Below are 17,204 nucleotides of genomic sequence, written 5' to 3'. Positions count from 1 at the left end.
TGATCGTGCAGGCTTGGGGGGCGCGGGAGACGCATCTGGTCAAGGCGATTGCCGGTGCGACTTTGTTGTTGGGCGTGTTGATCGGGCTGGTGGCGGCGGTGGTGGGCAGTGTGTTCGCGCGGCCTTCATTGATGGGGTTGGGCACGCCCGGGGATGTGCTGGACGATGCGGTGGCTTATGCCCATGTGATGCTGTGGTTCATGCCGTCGCTCCTGGTGTTCGTGCTGTTCACGCAGTTGCTGCGCGGGGTGAGTGACACCCTGTCGCCGTTGCTGGCGCTGGTGGTGTCGACCGTGATCGGTCTGGCGCTGACACCGGCGTTGATACGCGGCTGGCTGGGCATTCCACCGTTGGGGATTCAAAGCGCGGCGTTTGCCGGGTTGGCGGGCAACCTGGCGGCCATGGGCTGGCTGGCGTGGCGGTTGATTCGCAAAGGACATCCGATGGCGCCGGACCGGGCGTTCTTCGCGGCGATGAAGCTCGATTGGGCGATCCTCGCAAAGGTGTTGCGCATCGGCCTGCCCACCGGCCTGCAGATGGTGGTGTTGTCGCTGTCGGAACTGGTGATTCTGGCGCTGGTGAACCAGCACGGTTCCCAGGCGACGGCGGCCTATGGCGCGGTGACGCAGATCGTCAATTACGTGCAATTCCCGGCGCTGTCGATTGCCATCACCGCGTCGATCCTCGGCGCCCAGGCGATCGGGGCAGGGCGCGTCGAGCGTATCGGCGCGATCCTGCGCACGGGGTTGATGATCAACGTGTGCCTGACCGGTGGTCTGGTTGTACTCGGGTATTTGCTGTCGCACTGGCTGCTGGGCTCGTTCCTCACCGAGGAATCGACCCTGACCATGGCCGATCACCTGCTGCACATCATGCTCTGGAGCCTGCTGGTGTTTGGCTTCCAGGCGATCATTGGCGGCATCATGCGCGCCAGTGGCACGGTGATGGTGCCGGTGATGATTTCGATCATCTGCGTGGTGGGTGTGCAATTGCCGGTGGCTTATCTGCTGGACGCACGGTTTGGCCTGCAGGGGGTGTGGATGGCGTTTCCGGTGGCGTATCTGGGGATGCTGGTGTTGCAGACGCTGTATTACAAGCTGGTGTGGAAGCATCAGAAGATCGAGCGGTTGGTGTAAACATTTCGGTGTGTATCGCTGTGTAAGATCGCCCCTGAACATACAGGCAATTACAAAGGCCCGGATCGCCTGATACATCGCGGTGGCAAGGTTGACGCCTACCTTCCACCCGAGCCTTTTCGATGAACAAATTGCTGTCCGCCCTGGCGCTTGGTTGCGCCCTGGGCCTGTCATTTTCCAAGGCCGCCTACGCGGGTCAAACGGCCAGCCATTCGCAGGTACAGATGTCTGTTGCCTACCGCAGTATCAAGGTCGATGACCTGACGATTTTCTACCGTGAAGCCGGGTCGCCGGATAAGCCGACCTTGTTGCTGCTGCACGGCTTTCCGAGCTCTTCGCGCATGTACGATCCGCTGCTGGCGCGCCTGGCGCAGCAGTATCATCTGGTAGCGCCGGATTATCCGGGTTTTGGTCATAGCGATGCGCCGGATTCCAAGGCGTTCGTCTATACCTTCGATCATCTGGCCAGTGTGATGGTGCATTTCACCGAGACGCTGGGCCTGAACAAGTACTCGTTGTATGTGCAGGATTACGGCGGCCCGGTGGGTTTTCGGATGATGCTGGCCCATCCGGAGCGTTTGCAGACGTTGATCGTGCAGAACGCGGTGTCCCACGAGGATGGTCTGGGGCCGCTGTGGCAGAAACGACGTGAGTTCTGGGCCGATCGCGCGGCGAACGAGGCGGGGTTGCGGGCGAGCTTTTTCTCGCTGGCCACGACAAAGCAACGGCATGTTGGGCACAACCCGGATATCGAGGCATTCAATCCGGATCTGTGGACCGACGAATTCAATTTCCTGAACCAGCCGGGGCAGGCGGATATCCAGAGCGACCTGTTCTACGACTATCGCACCAACGTGGCCAGTTATCCGAAGTGGCAGGCCTGGCTGCGCGAACATCAACCGCCGACGCTGGTGGTGTGGGGCCGGTTCGATCCCTCTTTTGATGTGGCCGAAGCGGCGGCGTACCAGCGCGATCTTCCGAAGGCGCAGGTGCATGTGCTGGATGCGGGACATTTCGCGCTGGATGAGAAGCCTGGGGAAATTGCCGGGTTGGTGGCGGACTTCCTTGGGCGGCATGTGGGGAAGTAGAAACCGGTGTGTAGGAGCGAGGCTTGCCCGCGAGGGCTGCGGGCCTGCGATAGGTGATGTGTCTGCCAGGACGTCTTCGCGGGCAAGCCTCGCTCCTACAGGTGAACGCGGTGAGCGCGGTCCTGTGTAGGCGCTGCCGTAGGCTGCGATCTTTTGATCTTGAAAGATCGCAGCCTCGTTGCACTCGTCAGTTCCTGCAAAGGTTTTGCGGTGGTGGGTGTGGTTTTTGTGTAGTCGGAGCAAAATTGGGGGCAGCCGTTAACCGACAGGCCCGATCGCCTGGGGAGGTTTTCCATGAACCCCTTGCCCCATTCCATCCTGCAGGATCGCCCTGACGCCGGCAGGCGTCTGGTGGAGCTGCTGCAGCCATACGCCCATCGCTGCGATGTGATTCTCCTGGCCTTGCCCCGTGGCGGGGTGCCGGTGGCTTATGAAGTGGCTGCGGCGCTGGGTGTTCGGCTCGACCTGATGCTGGTGCGCAAACTCGGCGTGCCGTCCCGCCCGGAGTACGCCATGGGCGCGATTGCCAGTGGTGGCGTCCTGATTCGTAATGAAGAGGCACTGCGCGCGCACCCGATCGACAAGGCCGGGTTCGACGCCGTGGTGGCACGGGAAAGTCAGGAACTGCTGCGACGCGAACAGGTGTATCGCGGCTCGCGCCCACCGCTTGAGCTGGAGGGGCAGGTGGTGGTCCTGATCGACGACGGCCTGGCCACCGGTGCCTCGATGAAGGCGGCGATCCGTGCGGTGCGCACGCAGGCGCCGGCGCGCATCGTGGTCGCCGTGCCTGTGGCGCCGATCGAAACGGCCGAGGCGCTGCGCAGGGACGTGGACGAGCTGGTGTGCCCGCTGTACCCGGACTGGTTCACTTCCATCGGGCACTGGTATGTGGATTTCTCCCAGACCTCGGACAGGGAAGTAATCGATCTGTTGCAGAGGGCGTGGCAGCGCGAGGCGAGTGCCAGTCAGCGCTGATTGAGCGCAATGTTCACTGGCATAAACAGCCGTTCTTTGCTTTAGTCCTCCTGTTGCTGGCGTGGCTGTGTTCGACACTTCTCCTGTCAGGGCGTCCGGGCCCGGAGTGTTCCATGAACCCTCGATTCTCGCGTTTCATCGCAGTGCTCGCCATCGTTGCGCTCGATGGTGCCGCCGGCGCTCACGCCGCCGAATACATCGACGTGAACCCCACGGCCAGCACCATCAGCTTTACCTACAGCCAGATGGGCTCGAGGGTCTATGGCACCTTCGAGAAGTTCGAAGGCGACCTGGACTTCGACACCGCTGACCCCGATGCGGCCCACGCCAGGCTGACCATTGAACTGGCCAGTATCAATGTCGAGAGCGAAGACGCCAAAACCGAACTGCCCAAGCCGGCCTGGTTCGATACGGCCACTTACCCGCAGGCGGTCTTTGAATCGACTCGTGTCAAGGATCTGGGCAATAACCGCTACATGATTACCGGCAACCTCATGCTCAGGGGGCAGGCGCGAAAAGTGGACGTGCCCGTGTTGCTCAAGGCCGAGGGCGGTGTCGGTATCTTCGCTGGCGAGCTGACGGTCAAGCGTAACGACTTCAAGATCGGTGAAGGCGAGTGGGCCGACAGCGTTGTTTCCAATGACATCAATATCCAGTTTCGAATGGTTGCACCGCAGCGTTGAGCCCCTGCGGTGCATTGCCGTTCATCCCTTCTTCGCCCTCGCAGCTGCCGGTTTTTTCGGTTTGGCGGCCACGGCCGGGCTACGCGAGGTTTTTGCCGGCGCCGCAGGTTCGCCCGCCCACCAGCCGCCGCCTCCGACGCCGGTCCGGTTCATGACATTGGCTTTGCTCCTGAGCACCTGCGCGACGATCTTTTTCTGCGTCGGTACATCGTTGTCGAACCCGCCGTGGGTCGAGTTGATCGAGTCGGCGGACGGCGTGGTGATGTAAGTGAAGTTCGGCAGATTGAACACCGGCGACAGCCTGACGTACTTGTCCATGCCAAGGATCGGTGTGCGCACACCTGCCTCGAAGGATTCGGACACCAGATAGAGCAGTGAGCGCAGGTACGGGCGGCACGTCGGGTCCTTGTTTTCCGCTTCGTCGGTCAGGGAAAACTGCAGGCAGTTGTCCACGGTTTTGCTGATCAGATGCGGCAGCACCAGGCGCTCGAAGGTGTCGACCCGCACCGCTGGCGCCATCAGGTTCAGCGACGCAAAGCGCAGTCCCTGGGCGGCGAGCCGATCGATGATGAAGCTGTGGACGATGGAACCTGCCGAATGGCCGATGAGGTGCAGGCGGAATTTGCCGATCTTGTCGGAGGCGAGAAATGCCTTTTGCAGAATCTGCAGGCCGCTTTGCGGATTGCCGCTCAGGGCGTCGGCGTTCTGTTTCATCTCGCCCCACAACAGGGTGCCTGGTGTGGCCAGCGCGCGCTCCAGGCGCTTGTCGTAGAACTGTTTGACGGCATCGCCCAATTCCGAGAAAACCCCGCCGGTGCTGCGCGGGACCTGGCGGAAGGCATCGACGATGAGGTTGAGGATGGTGGTCATGGCCCCGGTTTCCCACATCAGGAAGATCGGGAAAATCTTCGCGTCGTAGAGCAGGGGGATCCACTCTTTCGCCGCGGCGGCTGCGGCTTTTTCGTCATTGAGGCCGCCATGGGCGTAGATCGCGATATCGATGGTGTCTGAGGCCGACAGGTTCCAGCGTTTGCGCGCTTGCCCGAGGTGGAAATCGACCAGGTCCTCCACGTCTTCGCGGCGCGTGCGAAAGTCACCGGTCTGGCTCAGTTCGCCGTTGTTGCCAAGGTCGATGATGAACGGATTGATTTCCCGATTGGCCAGCACTTCGGAAGACGCGACCACGACGTTGCCGGCGGTGTTTTCGCGCAGGGTCGTCGCTTCGGAGATCGCCGTGTGTTCGGCGGTGATCACCCCCAGTTGCGGCGCCCAGCAGTCCATTGCGTTGTTCTGCCAGTCCGAGTAGGTGAGGATCGCGTAACCGGCGCTGCCCCAGCCGGTGCCCCAGGAGTTCTGGATCAGGAAACCGTCCTCGTTGTAGCCGACGATCACGAAGGCATGGCCGCCATCGTCGAACCCGGCTTTCTGGCTGGGGATGCGCCAGTAATCCTTCCAGGCAGCCGGTGGGCTGGCCAGTTTCGCCGCTGCGCTTTCGGCGACGGTCCAGCCGGCATGGCAGGCGGCGCTGGCATAGAGCACGCCCAGGTCATTGAGGGCCACATGCATGTCGCTGATCGACAGCGGGTCCACCCGGTAATAGGCGCCGAGCGGGCGCTGCACCGAGTCGATCCACCAGTCGGTCTCGGGGAGGTTGGTCGCGGGTGGCATGTCCAGGTTTGGCCACAAGGCCGCCGCGCAGGCCCCTTGCTTGTACCAGCCCTTGAGCGCGCCGCGCAGGGTCGAGCCACTGTCGGCCAGCTTGGGCTCGGCGTTCGGTGCTTCGGGAATCTCGTCGTAGCGTCGCGCCATGCTGTAGAGCATGTAGGGCGAGATGGCGGGCTTGTTCTCGCGCTTGCCCTTGCTGAGCAGGTACTCGATCACGGTCGACAGCGCGAAGCCGGTGCAGGCTTCCGTTTGCAGCTGGTTCTTGATGCTCATCCAGAGTGTCGGCATCAGCATTTTTGCCGGCTGCAGACCTACCGGTGGCTGGTAGAGACGGTCACGCAAGTCCAGTTGATCGGGGCAGACCGGGCGGCGGCGAATCAGGGCGTCGGCGACGTTGGCGGTGGTTTTTTTGCGGGGCTTGGCTTTGCTGGCGGCGGATGCAGTCGTGCGCGGAGAGGTGGCCATCATGGCTCCTTGAAAACTCGGCAGTCGCAGGTTCAGGAACGGACCATCGTCGACACGCAGGCACCGGCAATGGGTACGTCAAAGTACGGTAGATCAAGCGCCACAGCTTTCAAGGCCCTGAGCGACCGGGCGTCGCCATCGCGAGCCTGCTCGCGATGGCGTTGTCACGGTCAAAACAACGCCCGGTCCGCCTTGCACGGACCGGGCGTCAGTCGGGCTCACATCAGCGCACGGAGATCGGCGCGGTGACGGTCTTGCCGTAGCCCGAGGTGATCGTGGCGACCGGGCTCGCTGACGGGCCGACACCGGTGAGGGTGACGTTCAGTTTCCAGCGTGCGCCTGTTCCCACCGGCGTCAGGGTGGCGGCGCCGAGATTGAGAGGGCCTGCGATCGTCGTCACCGTCACCATGATCGTATTGCCCGAACCCCGCGACGTGGTCCCTGACAGGTCGTAGGTGTAACGGCTGTTGCTGCGCGCCGTGACCGAAGCGCTGCTCACCACCAGGTCTTCGTTGACCGTTGGCGCTGGCGTTACCGCCACCGAGACGGTGGCCGGTTCCGAGACGGCATCCTTGGCGTCACTGGCCTGATAGGTGAAGGTCGCGGTGAACGGTCCGGGAGCGGTGGCCGGTGGCGTGTAGATCACACGGGTGCCGTCGGTGCTGACCGTGCCCTTGCCGGAGTCCGGCTGGTTCAGGCCCACGACTTTGAGCGGCAGGTTACCGTCCGGGTCTGTGTCGTTGGCCAGCACGTTGATGGTCACCGCTTGCCCGTTATTGCTGGTGGCGCTGTCCGGATTGGCTACCGGTTTCTTGTTGTCGCCCTCGTTGTCGTCATCCTTGCCGCCGGTGCGGAAAGTTGGCAGCGCGGCAGAGTTGACGTAGGTGACACCGTCCCAGCCAGGCAGCGGCGTTGGCATCAACTGGAACTGACCCGGACGCTCGATATCCCAGCGCAGCAGCATCGAGGTGTCCTCATGCTGGGTGTTGTGGCAGTGCTCCATGTAGGTCCCGGCGAATTCGCGGAAGCGAATAGCCACATCCACGTCCACCGAACTGTCGATGCCCTGACCGATGCGATACACGTCCTTGCGTGCCCATTTTTCCCATTCCGGTGGCGCCTTGCCGTCACGACTGAGGACGATGCCTTCCTCGAAGTGCACGTGAACCGGGTGGTTCCAGCCATTGCCGCCGTTTTTGATTTTCCATACTTCCAGGGTGCCGTCACCGGAGAATCCGGCATCGGTCGGGCCGGTGGACAACTGCGGAGCGGCGTTGAGCCGGCGTGGGTCCATAGCGTAGCCGAAGCCGCCATCGGTCTTGATGGTCCATGGCTCTTCGTCGGTACCGTCGGAACGGCCGAAGATGAACTCGCGATGGCGTGCCTGTTTCAGCTTGGCCTGGACCACCGGATCATCACGGTTGAGGGGCAGCGGAATCATCACTTTGCCCACTGCCTTGCCGGGTTTGGCCGGCTCGTAATCGGCCGGGTTCATGCTCACGTCGGTGCCGCTGTAAGGCTGAACCACCATCTGCATGAACTTGCCGACCACCGGGTCACCCTTGTCCCACTCAAGTCCCTTGCTGCCTTGCTTGAGCACCGCCTTGTATTTCTCGGACAGTACGTCGGCCAGCTTCAGCGGTTCGTCTTCCGGCCCCTTGCCGGTCTGGTGCTCCATCAGGTTGACGAAGTACAGCTTGTCGCCGGTCTTGATCCCGTTTTTCGCGAAGTTGACGATGATGTCGAAGCGCTCGGCGATGCCCTGGGTCGGCAGGATCGCGTTGTGGTTCTGCAGGTCGCCATCGCCGTCCAGGTCCAGGCTGCCGTCGAACGGCACGGCGTGCTCCATGATGTTGCCGTCGTTACCGATCATGTGGAACGGCACCCGGGTGTAGGACAGATTGGAGCCCGCCGGGCCCGGGAATTCGCCGCCGTTACCGGCAATTTCACGTACCAGGGCGATCCTGAAGTAGCGCGATACCGAGCCATTGAGAATGCGGAAGCGGTAACTGCGCGCACGCACTTTCAGGGTCGGCTGGTACTGCCAGTTGACCAGGATCTGGTCGCCCAGGAAGCCGTCGGTGTTGAACGGGTTAAACCACAGCTGCCCGTTCTTGTCCCAGGCCTTGTCGGCCACCACCAGGTTGACGTCGTAGTCACGGTTGCCCCAGGGCAAAGCCGAGCCGCTGGGCAAGCGCAGGTTGACGCCGTCCTCGAGCGCTTCGTTACCGCGATCGATGGCGCTGTAGTAGTTCATCATCACCGCGTTGCCCTTGTAGACGTTCTGCGCGGTGAAATCGAGCATGTGGTCGTGGAACCAGTGGGTGCTCATGGTTTCGCGCCAGTCGCCGCGGATCTTGATCGTGCCGTTCTGGCAGGTCTTGATTCCGGGCGTGGCGTCATTGACGAACAGGGTTTCGCCCGGCGAGCAAGGGAACGCCGCATGCGGATCTTCGGCCCGGGTGTTGATGGTGTCGTAGCCGGCCAGTTGCATCGGCCAGCGATAATCGTAGTACTGGCCGGGGAAGAAAAACGCGTTGGTATAGCCGTCGCTTTCCGCCGGGTTGTGGCCGTTGTGCTCATGGGTGCTGATGGTGTGCAGGCCGAAACCCATGTTCGCCGCCGGGTCGATCGGCAGGGCGTTGTAGTGACGCATCAGCACGGGTTGGCCGTAACGCACCATCAACAGCTTTGGCGGGAAGGTGCCGTCGAAGGTCCACAGCGCCTTGTGGTTCTGAATCGGAAAGTTGGGGTGGAAGCGGGTGTCGATGCCTTTGGTCGTGCCCTTGGTGGTCGGAATGTCCGAGGTCTGATAGTAGAGCCCGCCAGGGGCGAACTCACCCACGGCATAGTTGTGCATTTGCCGGCGGTCGCGCATGCCTCCATTGAGTTTGGCGCCGGCTTGCACGGTCTTGAAGGCAGTTTGCGGGTAGAACTCGTTCCAGCGCTGATGGGACCAGCCCTTTCCTGGTGGGCGACCCTCGGCCGGCGAGCCGACCGGATGGCGGTTGAGGAAGGCTTCGATCTGCGCTTTCCACGGGTTGCGGTCCAGCACGTTGGAAAACTGCGTCGGAAACGGGTAGAGGCCGGGCTGTTTCATGAAGGCTTCCAGCGCGGTGCTCGAAGGGCCGCTGCGGGCGATGCTTTCCGGGTCCTGCTGTGGCGCCGGGCCGACGGTGGGCACGGGGAACGTCAGGGGCGGTTGGGGTAGGGTCGGGTCGAGTTTTTCCGTGCCGAATTCTTCGAACAACAGCAATTGCTGGGTGTAAGGCAGCGCCCCGAACAACGGGCTGGGTTTGCCGTTGGTGGGGTAGTTGAACGAGGTCTGCAGGCTGGGCGGCAGCACGTTTTCGGTGGTTGGCGTTTTGCGGGTGCCGTACACACCGTTGGGCAGGGCGATCGCACCCTGGTTGGCGTCCGGCATGCCCTTGATGGCTTCCAGCGCGGCGGCCGCTTCTACCGGGGTCGCCGGTGGATTGGAGTAGGCCGAGGGGTCTGTTGGCGGTGGCTGGCTTTCATCGTCGAGCGGTGAAGCGCTGGCCGTGGCGAGGGTGATGAGAATCGCTGCGCAAGTCGCTCCTGACCTTCGTGCATAGCGGGTTGATTTGGACTGCGGTTTTGCGCGTTTCATGTTGGACCCCTCGCTTCATGCCAAATCGGCGAAACCCACCATCCTCGTAACGGGACGACAGCTGCTGCGGGTGCAAAGTGCCATGCAACGGGCGAGCCCGACTTTAGTCCTACATGGAAAGTTCAAACTTATCAGGTATTTGTTTCAGGATATGTAAATTGGGGGGCAAGAGGCGAATTAGGGAGAGTGGGGGAAATTCCTCATTTTTGGGGAAAATCGCTTTTATCAGTGGGTTACATTCCCCAATTGTGAATGTCATTATTTTGACTGAAGCTGAATCAGAAGCTTTATCAGTCATGTTTTGATGAGGGTATTCACTCTCCAATCCATTGATCATTCGGTCAGCCGCGGCGTCGATGGCGCGTTATCATACGCAGCCATCGCTTTCTCGAGTCGCCCGCCGCAATGCCCCAGATCACCCACTACAAATCCCCGTGCCCCGAGCACATCAATAGCCAGATCCTGCAGATGGTGGTCGACAACCTGACCGACATCAGCGCGGTCGCGATCCCGCCGAGCAATCTGCTCTACAACGTCTATCAATACGCGATCGGCTTTGAGGTGCACCTGTATCTGGAGGCGCTGAACGGGGCGAAGGGGATCGATGTGGAGTTGATCGTCGCCACCGATCTGGACGACCCGGAGCAGGTCACGGGGTTTGTGTTGTACCTGCCGGTCAAGGATGATCCCGAGGCTTGCGGCGTGGCCTATATGGCGGTGCACGCCGGCCATCGGCGCCAGGGCATCGCCCGGCGGATGCTGCGCGAGATGGTCGCCCGCTATCCCCATGCCGAACTGACTTGCGCGGTGGCCAAGGTGCCGTATTTCGAGGCGATGGGTTTCCAGGTGGTGGGCGTACGCGCGACCCAGGTGCTGATGAACACCCGTGATCACGGCAGCGATGGCTTGATGGCGCTGCTGGACGTGGCATCGATCTACAGCTCGCTGGAGGTGCGGCAGATTCACACGTACCTGCTGCAGAAAAACGGCAAGCGCGCGATGCAGGACGCGGAAAAGCAGCGCGACCGGCATCTGGATCAGCTGACGCGCAAGGCCCAGGAGTTTGTGCGTGAGCGGTTGGGGGACGATGCGGTGCCGGTGAGCGGGCCGCGGTTGCGGTTGGTCTAGGTACCACAAACCCCTGTAGGAGCTGCCGAAGGCTGCGATCTTTTGATCTTGTTTTTGAAAGGCAAAATCAAAAGATCGCAGCCTACGGCAGCTCCTGCAAAGAAACGCGTTTTCGGTTTGATCGTTCCTGCAGGGGAATGCGGATATCCAGAAACACCAAGCCCGGCCAAAAGCCGGGCTGTCGGATTAAAAAAGAGCCTCAAAGCTCTTTGATGGGGAGAAGTGGAGCCATTGAGGCTCAAGATGCGCATGAAGCAGGCGGTGAGCTTGATAGGGGTTCAGTACACTCACCACCTGCGCAACGGCTTGGGCAAGCAAGCGGCTGCGCAACTTCATCGTAGGAACATGCAGGATCGCCCTCAAGTACCGCACGTCTAATCCTCCCACAAGTGTCAGCTTCCGACCTTTCCTTCTCCCGGCCAACCGGCCTGTTTCAAGGCTTTGAGCAGCGTTTCGGCATCCAGCCCCGACACCGCATGTCCATTACCTTCGGTCGTTTCGGCGGCGAGCAGGGCGTTGATGATCGCTTCTTCCACCGCTTCGGTGGCCGCCAGGAACAAGTCGCTGATGTGATCGTTATTGACCATGCTCAGATGGTCGGTGGTCGGCGCGCGTTTGCGCTCGTAGGCGGCCGGCGGCACATGGGAATTGCCGGTGGCGAACGCGATGAAAATGTCGCCGCTCTGGTCCTCGTTGCCGCCGCCGGTGCGAGCCAGGCCGAGGCTGGCACGTTGCGCCAGGCGGGTGCATTGATGCGGCAGCAGCGGCGCATCGGTGGCCAGGCAGACCACGATCGAACCCATGCCGGCATGCGGCAGCGCGGCCTTGGTAAACGGCGAATCGTCCTGCGTCAGATAGCGCCCGACCGGGTAACCGTCGACACGCAATTCCTGACGCTTGCCATGATTGGCCTGAACAATGGCGCCGACCGTCCAGCCGCCCTGGTCAGCATCGAGCCGTCGCGAAGCAGTGCCGATGCCACCCTTGAACTCATGGCAGACCATGCCACTGCCACCGCCGACATTGCCTTCGGCCACCGGTCCGCCGACCGCCGAGTTCACCGCCTGCGCGACATGCTCAGGCTTCACGTGAAAGCCGTTGATGTCGTTGAGCAAACCGTCGAAGGTCTCCAGCACCACCGGCATGTTCCAGTAGAGCCGCCCGTCGTCCGGTTGCTGCTCGCGGTCCTGCACGATCAGGGCATCGCGCACCACGCCCAGGCTGTGGGTGTTGGTGAAGGCGACCGGGCTGGTCAGCATGCCGGCTTCGCGGATCCATTCCAGCCCCGTGGCGTCGCCGTTGCCGTTGAGCACATGGACGCCGGCAAAACACGGTTGCGAGCTGGTGGAACCGACGCGGGGCTCGATCACGGTGACGCCGGTGAGGATGTCGCGGCCCTGGGCGGTGCGTCCCCGCACCTCACTGTGCCCGACCCGCACGCCGGGGACGTCGGTGATGGCGTTGAGCGGGCCGGGTTGCAGTTGGCCGAATTGGATGTTCAGGTCGCGGGCACGTGGTTTCATGGGGGTTCTCATTGTCAGATTCGCAAGGGTTTCTGGATCTCTGTGTAGGCGCTGCCGAAGGCTGCGATCTTTTGATCTTGTTTCTAAAAGATCGCAGCCTCGCTTCACTCGACAGCTGCTACATAGCTCTTGCACACAGAGGGTCGGGGTTATTGGCCGTTTTTGACCTTGCTCCAGATCCGCGTCCGCACCCGTTCGGTGGCCGGCGGCAGGGGTTGCAGGGTGAAGAGGGTGGCCAGGGCTTCGGTCGATGGATAAACCGCCGGATTGCTGCGGGTCGCTTCGGCGACCAGCGCCGTCGCATTGCGATTGCCATTCGGATAGTTCAGATGATTGCTCACCGGAGCGATCACCTCGGCGCGCATCAGGTAGTCGATGAACGCCAGCCCCTGCTGCGGATGCGGCGCATCCTTGAGCAGCACCAGGGTGTCGAACCACACCGGCGCGCCTTCCTTCGGCAGGCTGTAGGCGATCTTCACGCCGTTGCCGGCCTGTTCGGCGGTGGTCTTGGCTTCGAGCATCGCCCCGGACCAGCCCACCGCCACGCAGATATTGCCGTTGGACAGGTCGCTGATGAATTTCGACGAGTTGAAGTAGGCGATGTGCGGGCGCAGTTTCAGCAACAGCGCCTCGGCCTTCTTGTAGTCCTCGGGGTTGGTGCTGTTGGGCGGCAGGCCGAGGTAGTGCAAGGCCACCGGGAGCATTTCCGAAGGCGAGTCGAGCATCGCCACCCCGCATTCGCCGAGTTTGGCCAGGTTCTCTTCCTTGAACACCAGGTCCCAGGAATCCACCGGCGCCTTGTCGCCGAGCGCCGCGCGCACCTTGTCGATGTTGTAGCCGATGCCGTTGGTGCCCCACAGGTACGGCACGGCGTACTGGTTGCCCGGATCGTTGTGGGCCAGTTTCGCCAGCAGGTCGCTGTCCATGTTCTTGAAATCGGGCATTTGCGCATGGGGCAGCGGGGCGAGGGCGCCGGCCTTGATCAGCGTCGGCAGGCTGTAGTTGCTGGCCACCACCACGTCGTAGCCGCTACGGCTGGTCAGCAGTTTGCCTTCCAGCACTTCGGCGCTGTCGAAGGTGTCGTAGACCGGCTGGATCCCGGTGTCGCGCTTGAAGTCATGCAGGGTGTCGGGGCCGATGTAGTCATACCAGTTGTACACGTGAACGGTCGGCCCTTCGGTCGCCATCGCTCCCGACGACAACGAAAGCGAAACCGCCAGGCAGGCGCCCAGGCCCAGATTGAAATACGAGCGGTGACCACTCATGATGCGGCACTCCTGGCCTGCTGCGGCCGGTGATGTTCAGGAGCTTGCAGCGTATCGATCAGGGTAGCCGTTACCCATTCCCATCATGGGTTACTCGAAAGGGGTAGTGCGTGGACGCGTTGTTCAAAGAGTTGCCGCTGCACCAGGGCCTGGCGCGAATGTTCGGCGCGGTAGGCGAGGACGGTTTCTGGCGTGCGCTGGTCGATACCCTGCGGCTGCTGGTGCCGCTGGACAACGCACTGGTGGCGCTGATGCAGGCCGGGAGAGTGCCGCGCCTTTTGGTGGATTTCGACTACCAGAGCGATGGCGATGAGCAGGAAGAACTGGCCGATTACAGCGCCGGCATGTACCTGCTCGATCCGTTCTATCAGGCGGCTTGCGCCGGCATTGCCGACGGTTTGCACAGCCTGGATTCGGTGGCCCCTGACCAGTTCCAGCAGAGCGAGTATTACCTCAGCTACTTCTGCAAGGTGGTGGGCGGGGATGAGTTGCAGTTCATGGTCAATGTCGACGGCGCCGTGCTCGGCCTGTCCCTCGGGCGCTCAACCCGCTTCAGCCTCGAAGAGCAGGGCCGGTTGCTATGCGTGCGCGACTGGGTGCTGAGCGCGATGCGTCGTCATCTTCAGCTGCTGCCACCAGCAGGCCCGACCGTGGAGCCCGCCGCCGGTGACATGGCGACCCTGTTCGACCGCTTCGACGCCCGCCTGACCACCCGGGAAATCGAAACCGCGCGCCTGATCCTGCAAGGCTTCTCCAGCAAGGCCATCGCCCAGCAAATGGGCATCTCGCCGGAGACCGTGAAAGTGCACCGACGCAACCTCTACCACAAGCTCAACGTCAACGGACACGGCGAACTGTTCGCCCTGGTCCTGCAGCCCCGCTGAAGCTCACCAATGATCCTTGTGGGAGCGGGCTTGCTCGCGATGGACGACCAGACACCGCGGGAAATCATACAGCCCGCGTAATCGTTGACGACCACCGCGAGCAAGCCCGCTCCTACAGAAGCTTGAATACCAACGCCTTCAAACCACACTCGATATCGGCATCGGGAAACTCCGGCGGATTCTCCAGCCGCTGCTCGAACCGCAGGCTCGGCGCTTCACGGGTCACGCCATCGATCAGGAAGTCCGCACCAAACGCCGGGTCGTTCATGCACGCCAGCACCGTGCCCTGCGGGCCGAGCAATTCCGGCAGGCGACGCAGCACGCGCTGGTAATCCTTGGTCAGCAAAAAGCTGCCTTTCTGGAACGACGGCGGGTCGATGATCACCAGGTCATACGGCCCCTTGCCGATCACCTTGCCCCAGGATTTGAACAGGTCGTGGCCGAGGAACGTCACCTTGCCCAGGTCATGGCCGTTGAGCCGATGGTTGTCGCGGCCACGGCTCAGGGCCGGGCTCGACATGTCGAGGTTGACCACGTGGCTGGCGCCGCCTTCGATGGCCGCCACCGAGAAGCCGCAGGTGTAGGCGAACAGGTTCAGCACCCGTTTGCCCTCGGCGTTGGCCCGCACCCAGTCGCGGCCGTAACGCATGTCGAGGAACAGCCCGGTGTTCTGCTTGCGGCCCAGATCCACCCGATATTTCAGCCCGCCTTCGGTGATGGTCATTTCCTCGATGACATCCCCCAGCAGCCATTCGGTGGTGCTTTGCAGCAAGTAGCGGTGTTGCAGCAGCAGGGTGTGGGCGCCGGATTGTGCCCATTGCTCTGTCTGAGTCATCGCCATCAAAAGCTGCTTCAGGTCTTCCAGCTGCGAAGGCTCCGGCGCCTTGAACAACGCCACCAGCACCACGCCCTGCAACCAGTCCACCGTCAGCTGCTCCAACCCCGGCCAGCAGCGGCCACGGCCGTGAAACAGGCGTCGGGTCTCGGCGGGAGGCGTGGCCAGGGCGGTCAGCAGGTGTTGGTGGAGAGCGGCGAGGGCTTCGGTGTTCATGGGTTTGCGTCGATGGCGAATTTGCGGGGGCGGCATTTAACCATAGTTGCTCTGCTCGCGGACTACCCAAATCCCCTGTAGGAGCGAGGCTTGCCCGCGAATGCGGTGTGTCAGTCACCTCAATGTTGAATGACATACCGCATTCGCGGGCAAGCCTCGCTCCTACAGAGGTTGATGTGGCAGTTATCACGATTAATTTAACTTTACGTGAGGATTTGGCGATCTGCGCGCTCCCATACTCGGCTCCATCGAACAACGAACCACAAGGAGCCGGTCATGTCGCAGTCCACTGCAAAACCCAGGGCCAGCCACCCACGCTGGTTGCGGCTCACCCATTGGCTCAACGCCCTGGCGGTGCTGGTGATGGTGACCAGCGGCTGGCGGATCTACAACGCTTCTCCCCTCTACGATTTCAGCTTTCCCGCCTCGATCACCCTCGGCGGCTGGCTCGGCGGCGCATTGCAGTGGCATTTCGCGGCGATGTGGTTTCTCGCGATCAACGGCGTGATCTACCTCGCCGTCAACCTGTTCAGCGGTCGACTGAAGCGCCGCTTCTTCCCGGTTTCCCCCAAGGGCGTGCTGCATGACCTCTGGGCCGCCTTGCGCGGCAAGTTGGGGCACGCCGACCTCAGTCATTACAACCAGGTACAACGTTTCGCCTACCTGTTCGTGATGCTCGACATCACCCTGCTGGTGATCTCCGGGCTGGTGCTGTGGAAGTCGGTGCAGTTCCCGCTGTTGCGCGAATTGCTCGGTGGTTACGACACCGCCCGACACGTGCACTTCATTGCGATGGCGCTGCTGGTCGCGTTTGTCGCGGTGCATCTGGTGATGGTCGCCCTGGTCCCGAAAACTCTGTTGGCCATGATTGTCGGTCGCAAGGAGTCCGTATGAAAAAGCGCATCCAGAACCCGGATCTGGACGAGTCCTCGATCCTGACCGACGCCCGCAAGATCCTTGCGCCACAGATCGAAGACCGCTCGCGCCGCTCGTTCCTGCTGCGCGGCCTGACTCTCGGTGGCGTGGCGATGTTGTCCGGCTGCAACATCACCGACAACGACAGCGTCGAGACCGCGCTGTCGTCGATGTCACGCTTGAATGACCGGATCCAGGGCTGGCTGTTCAACCCCAATGCCATGGCACCGACCTATCCGGAATCGATGATCACCCGGCCGTTTCCCTTCAATGCCTTCTACGGCATCGACGAAGCACCGACGGTGGAGGAGGAGAGCTACCGCCTGGAAGTCTCCGGGCTGGTGGCAGACAAGCGCAGCTGGCGCCTGGAGGAGCTGCGCGCCATGGCGCAGACCGATCAGATCACCCGGCATATCTGCGTCGAAGGCTGGAGCGCCATCGGCCGCTGGGGTGGGGTGCGCTTCAGCGATTTCCTCAAGCGCATCGGCGCCGACACAGACGCCAAATACGTCGGCTTCAAGTGCGCCGACGATTACTACACCAGCATCGACATGGCCACCGCGCTGCATGCGCAAACCCTGTTGGCGCTGACCTGGGACGGCAAGGTGCTGCCCCGCGAATACGGCTTCCCGATGAAGCTGCGCATGCCTACCAAGCTTGGCTACAAGAACCCCAAACACATTCAGGCGATTTTCGTCAGCAACACCTACAGCGGTGGCTACTGGGAAGACCAGGGCTACAACTGGTTCGGTGGCAGCTGAGGACCGCCTGGATATTTCGCTCGACCCCACACTG

13 protein-coding genes are annotated in these 17,204 nt (G+C 62.0%); 8 read left to right on the top strand and 5 right to left on the bottom strand.

Annotated features, from left to right (window positions below; genetic code table 11):
* The 4 genes from HNO86_RS22020 to HNO86_RS22005 all read left to right on the top strand — a co-directional run.
* The coding region (locus HNO86_RS22020; protein ID WP_175379034.1) for an MATE family efflux transporter at positions 1-1,136 on the top strand (1,136 nt) is incomplete at its 5' end.
* Positions 1,137-1,258: 122 nt separating this feature from the next.
* Positions 1,259-2,224, top strand: a complete 966-nt coding sequence (locus tag HNO86_RS22015) for an alpha/beta fold hydrolase (protein WP_175379033.1) — start codon at positions 1,259-1,261, stop codon at positions 2,222-2,224.
* 294 nt (positions 2,225-2,518) lie between these two features.
* Positions 2,519-3,199 carry a phosphoribosyltransferase gene (locus tag HNO86_RS22010; protein WP_175379032.1) on the top strand — a complete coding sequence of 227 codons (681 nt, stop codon included), beginning with the start codon at positions 2,519-2,521 and terminating at the stop codon, positions 3,197-3,199.
* A 113-nt stretch (positions 3,200-3,312) separates the two neighbouring features.
* Positions 3,313-3,882, top strand: a complete 570-nt coding sequence (locus HNO86_RS22005; RefSeq protein ID WP_175379031.1) for a YceI family protein — start codon at positions 3,313-3,315, stop codon at positions 3,880-3,882.
* A 21-nt stretch (positions 3,883-3,903) separates the two neighbouring features.
* On the opposite strand, the gene HNO86_RS22000 is transcribed toward HNO86_RS22005, so the two are convergent.
* Both HNO86_RS22000 and HNO86_RS21995 read right to left on the bottom strand, forming a co-directional pair.
* Positions 3,904-6,012, bottom strand: coding sequence for a C1 family peptidase (locus HNO86_RS22000; protein WP_175379030.1), 2,109 nt, complete (start codon positions 6,010-6,012; stop codon positions 3,904-3,906).
* Positions 6,013-6,235: 223 nt separating this feature from the next.
* Positions 6,236-9,643, bottom strand: coding sequence for an Ig-like domain-containing protein (locus tag HNO86_RS21995; protein ID WP_175379029.1), 3,408 nt, complete (start codon positions 9,641-9,643; stop codon positions 6,236-6,238).
* Between the two features lie 405 nt (positions 9,644-10,048).
* Here HNO86_RS21995 and HNO86_RS21990 point away from each other — a divergent pair, with 405 nt between their 5' ends.
* Entirely contained in the window at positions 10,049-10,771 is a 723-nt protein-coding gene (locus HNO86_RS21990; protein ID WP_175379028.1) for a GNAT family N-acetyltransferase, read from the top strand.
* Between the two features lie 392 nt (positions 10,772-11,163).
* Here HNO86_RS21990 and HNO86_RS21985 read toward each other — a convergent pair whose 3' ends face one another.
* Both HNO86_RS21985 and HNO86_RS21980 read right to left on the bottom strand, forming a co-directional pair.
* A complete protein-coding gene (locus tag HNO86_RS21985) occupies positions 11,164-12,294 on the bottom strand; it encodes a P1 family peptidase (RefSeq protein WP_175379027.1) in 1,131 nt (376 codons plus the stop codon).
* Positions 12,295-12,443: 149 nt separating this feature from the next.
* Entirely contained in the window at positions 12,444-13,559 is a 1,116-nt protein-coding gene (locus tag HNO86_RS21980) for a polyamine ABC transporter substrate-binding protein (protein WP_175379026.1), read from the bottom strand.
* Positions 13,560-13,669: 110 nt separating this feature from the next.
* Between HNO86_RS21980 and HNO86_RS21975 the strand changes: the two genes are divergently transcribed.
* Positions 13,670-14,443: a LuxR C-terminal-related transcriptional regulator gene (locus HNO86_RS21975; protein WP_175379025.1), complete on the top strand. Its 774-nt coding sequence runs from the start codon at positions 13,670-13,672 to the stop codon at positions 14,441-14,443.
* 112 nt (positions 14,444-14,555) lie between these two features.
* Here the strand turns inward: HNO86_RS21975 and HNO86_RS21970 are convergent, their stop codons facing one another.
* On the bottom strand, positions 14,556-15,494 hold the full coding sequence (locus tag HNO86_RS21970; protein ID WP_175379024.1) for a class I SAM-dependent methyltransferase: 939 nt from the start codon (positions 15,492-15,494) through the stop codon (positions 14,556-14,558).
* Positions 15,495-15,770: 276 nt separating this feature from the next.
* Between HNO86_RS21970 and HNO86_RS21965 the strand changes: the two genes are divergently transcribed.
* Both HNO86_RS21965 and HNO86_RS21960 read left to right on the top strand, forming a co-directional pair.
* Complete coding sequence (locus HNO86_RS21965) at positions 15,771-16,388, top strand: cytochrome b/b6 domain-containing protein (RefSeq protein ID WP_175379023.1); 618 nt, start codon at positions 15,771-15,773, stop codon at positions 16,386-16,388.
* On the top strand, positions 16,385-17,170 hold the full coding sequence (locus tag HNO86_RS21960) for a molybdopterin-dependent oxidoreductase (RefSeq protein ID WP_175379022.1): 786 nt from the start codon (positions 16,385-16,387) through the stop codon (positions 17,168-17,170). The genes HNO86_RS21965 and HNO86_RS21960 overlap by 4 nt, the downstream gene beginning before the upstream one ends.
* Positions 17,171-17,204 lie beyond the last annotated feature (34 nt).

Origin of the sequence: Pseudomonas sp. C1C7, from assembly GCF_013359595.1 — a bacterium.
Classification (GTDB): Bacteria; Pseudomonadota; Gammaproteobacteria; order Pseudomonadales; family Pseudomonadaceae; genus Aquipseudomonas.
The sequence above is the reverse complement of the archived record's forward strand: the minus strand, read 5'-3'. Positions and strand labels throughout refer to the sequence as shown.

Bases quoted from the DNA above. Each gene is read 5' to 3' on its own strand.
- HNO86_RS21985 (WP_175379027.1), bottom strand. From the start codon at position 12,294: ATGAAACCACGTGCCCGCGACCTGAACATCCAATTCGGCCAACTGCAA.
- HNO86_RS21970 (WP_175379024.1), bottom strand. From the start codon at position 15,494: ATGAACACCGAAGCCCTCGCCGCTCTCCACCAACACCTGCTGACCGCC.
- HNO86_RS22000 (WP_175379030.1), bottom strand. From the start codon at position 6,012: ATGGCCACCTCTCCGCGCACGACTGCATCCGCCGCCAGCAAAGCCAAG.
- HNO86_RS22015 (WP_175379033.1), top strand. From the start codon at position 1,259: ATGAACAAATTGCTGTCCGCCCTGGCGCTTGGTTGCGCCCTGGGCCTG.
- HNO86_RS21990 (WP_175379028.1), top strand. From the start codon at position 10,049: ATGCCCCAGATCACCCACTACAAATCCCCGTGCCCCGAGCACATCAAT.
- HNO86_RS21960 (WP_175379022.1), top strand. From the start codon at position 16,385: ATGAAAAAGCGCATCCAGAACCCGGATCTGGACGAGTCCTCGATCCTG.
- HNO86_RS21965 (WP_175379023.1), top strand. From the start codon at position 15,771: ATGTCGCAGTCCACTGCAAAACCCAGGGCCAGCCACCCACGCTGGTTG.
- HNO86_RS21980 (WP_175379026.1), bottom strand. From the start codon at position 13,559: ATGAGTGGTCACCGCTCGTATTTCAATCTGGGCCTGGGCGCCTGCCTG.
- HNO86_RS21995 (WP_175379029.1), bottom strand. From the start codon at position 9,643: ATGAAACGCGCAAAACCGCAGTCCAAATCAACCCGCTATGCACGAAGG.
- HNO86_RS22005 (WP_175379031.1), top strand. From the start codon at position 3,313: ATGAACCCTCGATTCTCGCGTTTCATCGCAGTGCTCGCCATCGTTGCG.
- HNO86_RS22010 (WP_175379032.1), top strand. From the start codon at position 2,519: ATGAACCCCTTGCCCCATTCCATCCTGCAGGATCGCCCTGACGCCGGC.